This is a genomic window from Eubacterium sp. CAG:161, assembly GCF_000432355.1.
GTDB lineage: Bacteria > Bacillota > Clostridia > Lachnospirales > Lachnospiraceae > Eubacterium_G > Eubacterium_G segne.
The window spans coordinates 144,677-148,640 of record NZ_HF991872.1 but is presented as its reverse complement, the minus strand read 5'-3'; the positions used below and the strand labels follow the sequence as shown (position 1 = coordinate 148,640).

The 3,964-nt window shown below is 36.8% G+C and carries 4 protein-coding genes; all 4 read left to right on the top strand.

What is annotated here, in order from left to right; genetic code table 11:
* Positions 1-257, top strand: a 257-nt coding sequence (locus Q5O30_RS08545; protein ID WP_021953335.1) for a DNA translocase FtsK, incomplete at its 5' end; no start/stop codon positions are given.
* Between the two features lie 18 nt (positions 258-275).
* Positions 276-1,946: a formate--tetrahydrofolate ligase gene (locus tag Q5O30_RS08540; RefSeq protein WP_021953334.1), complete on the top strand. Its 1,671-nt coding sequence runs from the start codon at positions 276-278 to the stop codon at positions 1,944-1,946.
* Positions 1,947-1,980: 34 nt separating this feature from the next.
* Complete coding sequence (gene folD, locus Q5O30_RS08535) at positions 1,981-2,829, top strand: bifunctional methylenetetrahydrofolate dehydrogenase/methenyltetrahydrofolate cyclohydrolase FolD (RefSeq protein WP_021953333.1); 849 nt, start codon at positions 1,981-1,983, stop codon at positions 2,827-2,829.
* A gap of 55 nt (positions 2,830-2,884) precedes the next feature.
* The coding region (locus tag Q5O30_RS08530; protein ID WP_302674663.1) for a DEAD/DEAH box helicase family protein at positions 2,885-3,964 on the top strand (1,080 nt) is incomplete at its 3' end.

The following is a 3,964-nucleotide window of genomic DNA, read 5'->3' as shown; positions in this document are numbered from 1 at the left end:
ATATGGAGGCTTCCGGTGGAGCAGAAGGGGATAAAGACCCGTTATTTGCTGAAGCAGGAAGGCTTTGCATAGAAAAGCAAAAGGGCTCAACTAGTATGATTCAAAGGCAGTTCAGAGTGGGCTTTAACAGAGCGGCACGTATTATGGAACAGCTTTATGATGCAGGGGTTGTAGGTCAGGAGGAACAGAATAAACCTAGAAAGGTTATTATGAGTTTAGATGAATTTGAAGCTAGTTTACAAAACGATAATCAATAAGAAGGAGATATTAAAATTATGAAATCAGACATTGAAATTGCACAGGAGGCAGTCATGCTTCCGATTAAAGAGGTAGCACAGAATATAGGTTTAACAGAGGATGATATTGAGTTATATGGAAAGTATAAGGCAAAAATATCCAATGAATACTATGAAAAAATCAAAGGTAATGAAGATGGTAAACTTATTCTTGTTACAGCCATAAATCCGACTCCTGCAGGAGAAGGAAAAACAACAGTAACTGTTGGTTTAGGAGAGGCATTTGGAAGATTAAATAAAAAAGCAATGATAGCTTTAAGAGAGCCGTCATTAGGACCATGCTTTGGTATTAAAGGTGGTGCTGCAGGTGGCGGATATGCTCAGGTTGTTCCAATGGAAGATTTAAACCTTCATTTTACAGGAGACTTCCATGCAATAACTTCAGCTAACAATTTACTTGCTGCAATGCTTGACAACTCCATCCAGCAGGGAAATGAATTAAATATTGACCCAAATCAGGTTGTATGGAAGAGATGTGTTGACATAAATGACAGAGTTTTAAGAAATATAGTAGTAGGTCTTGGAAGAAAAGTAGATGGTGTTGTAAGAGAAGATCATTTCGTTATTACCGTGGCATCAGAAATCATGGCAATTCTTTGTCTTGCCAACGATTACGCAGATTTAAAGGAAAGACTTGGAAAGATAATTGTTGCATACACATATGACGGAGAGCCTGTAACTGCAAAGGATATTAAGGCAGTAGGTTCAATGGCAGTTCTTTTAAAGGATGCCATGAAGCCAAACCTTATTCAGACATTAGAGCATACACCGGCATTAGTACATGGTGGACCTTTTGCCAATATTGCTCATGGATGTAACTCGGTAAAGGCTACAAAAACAGCTCTTAAAATGGCAGATTATGTAATAACGGAAGCAGGCTTCGGCGCTGATTTAGGAGCAGAGAAATTTCTTGACATTAAATGTAGGAAGGCAGGCCTTAAGCCGGATTGTGTAGTATTAGTTGCTACGGTAAGGGCTTTAAAATATAATGGTGGCGTATCAAAGGATGAATTATCCAACGAAAATGTTGAAGCTTTAGCAAAGGGTATTGTAAACCTTGAAAAACATATTGAAAATTTACAGCAGTTTGGAGTTCCTGTAGTAGTTACATTAAATCGGTTTGTAACAGATACGGAAGCTGAATATGAATTTATAAAGAATTTCTGTGAAGAACGTGGATGTGAGTTCGCATTAGCAGAAGTTTGGGCAAAAGGTGGCGAAGGCGGAGTTGCTTTAGCACAGAAAGTAATTGATACTATTGAAAATAAGCCGTCAAATTACAAGCCTTTATATCCTGATAATATGTCCATTAAAGAAAAAATTGAAACTGTTGCCACAAAGATATATGGAGCAGAGGGAGTAACATATTCTCCTGAGGCTGAAAAGGCCATTGCCAATATTGAAAAGTTAGGATATGGAGATTATCCTGTATGTATGGCAAAAACACAGTATTCACTGTCAGATGACAAAACTAAGTTAGGACGTCCTACAGGATTTACAATAAATATCCGTGAAGTATATATTTCTGCCGGAGCAGGATTTGTAGTTGCAATTACCGGAAGCATTATGACCATGCCTGGATTATCAAAGAAGCCGGCAGCATATGGAATTGATTTGACTGATGATGGCAAAATAGAAGGATTATTCTAAAACATAAAATTTACCGGAAAAGAGGGAAAAGGAAATGGCAAAAATAATAGATGGAAAGGCTATTTCATTAGCAATAAAGGATGAATTAAAGGAAAAGGTAGCTGAATATAAGAATAAAGGAATTGACATTACATTAGCAGTTGTAAAGGTGGGAAACGACCCGGCATCTGCAGTTTATGTAAGAAATAAGGAAAAAGCCTGTGAATATGTAGGTATTAATTCAAGAACTTTAGCTTTGCCGGAGGAAACTACTCAGGAAGAGTTACTTAATATTGTCAGGGAATTAAATGAAGATGATACCGTAAACGGCATTTTAGTTCAGCTTCCCCTTCCAAAGCATATAGATGAAAGTGAGGTACTTCTTGCAATTAACAGCACAAAGGATGTTGATGGATTTCATCCTGTAAATGTAGGAAAAATGGTAATTGGAGAAGATACATTTTTACCATGTACTCCTGCAGGAATTATTGAAATGTTAAAACGCAGTGACATAGATATTGAAGGAAAAGAGTGTGTAGTAATTGGAAGAAGCAATATTGTAGGAAAGCCTATGTCACTTTTAATGCTTAAGGAAAATGCCACAGTTACAATTGCTCATTCAAGAACTAAGGATTTAAAGGAAGTTACAAAGCGGGCAGATATTTTAGTTGCTGCTATTGGAAAACCAAAATTTGTAACAGCTGATTATGTTAAAGAAGGTGCCGTGGTAATTGACGTAGGAATGGATAGAGATGAAAACGGTAAGCTTTGTGGTGATGTGGATTTTGAGTCAGTGGAGCCAAAGGTATCAGCCATAACACCTGTTCCGGGAGGTGTAGGTCCAATGACAGTTACTATGTTGTTGGTAAACTGTTTAAGAAGTGTAGAGCTAAATAAAAAATAAATTAATCCATAAAAGCTAATGTCCAAAATGCAGCGGAGATTAAAAGGAGGTCAAAATGAAGTTCGCAAATATTATAATTGATATTTCTCACGAAAAGTTAGACCATCCTTTTGGATATATAATACCTGAAGAATTGGAGAACCGCATTTTTGCAGGCACAGGGGTAATGATACCCTTTGGCAGGGGAAATCGACAGATAAAGGGATATGTTATTGAGGTAACTGATAAACCATCCTTTGATGTAAGCAAAATGAAAAAAATATCCTCTGTTATTGAAGGTGCAGTGGAAGTGGAAAGCATGCTTATTAAACTGGCATGGTGGATAAAAGAAAACTACGGTTCAACCATGAATCAGGCATTAAAAACCGTAATACCTGTAAAAAACAAAGTCAGGGCAAAGGAAAATAAAACCATTGTTCTTAATATGACTAAAGATGAAGCATTAGAGAAGATTGAACAATACACCAAAAAACATGCTACAGCAAGAATAAGACTTCTTAAGGAATTAATTGACAATGATAATATTTCTAGGAGGCTTGTAACAGATAAATTAAATATATCTGACAGTACGATAAAATCCATGGAAATCCAGGGAGATATTGTTGTTAATGCGGATATTGATTATAGAAATCCCGTTACTGTTACCAGTCAGCCGGAGTATGACATTGTTCTTAATAATGAACAAAGATGTGTTGCGGAAGAAATAAAAAAAACCATGAATTTTAAACCGTCTAAGTTCCCTAATGTTCATCTGATTCATGGAATTACAGGAAGCGGAAAGACGGAAGTATATATGGATTTAATTGACTATACCATTAAAAATGGAAAGTCTGCCATTGTACTTATTCCGGAAATTGCCCTTACCTATCAGACAGTTATGAGATTTACAAGGCGTTTTAAGGAAAAGGTGTCCATTGTAAATTCCAGAATGTCTGCAGGAGAGAAGTACGACCAGTTTGAAAGGGCTAAGAAGGGTGAAATCAGCATAATGATTGGCCCCAGGTCAGCACTTTTTACTCCTTTTAAAAATTTGGGACTTATTGTAATAGATGAAGAGCATGAAAGTGCATATAAAAGCGAGTCGGTGCCTAAGTATCATGCCATAGAAGTAGCACAAAAAAGAGGTGTGGATACG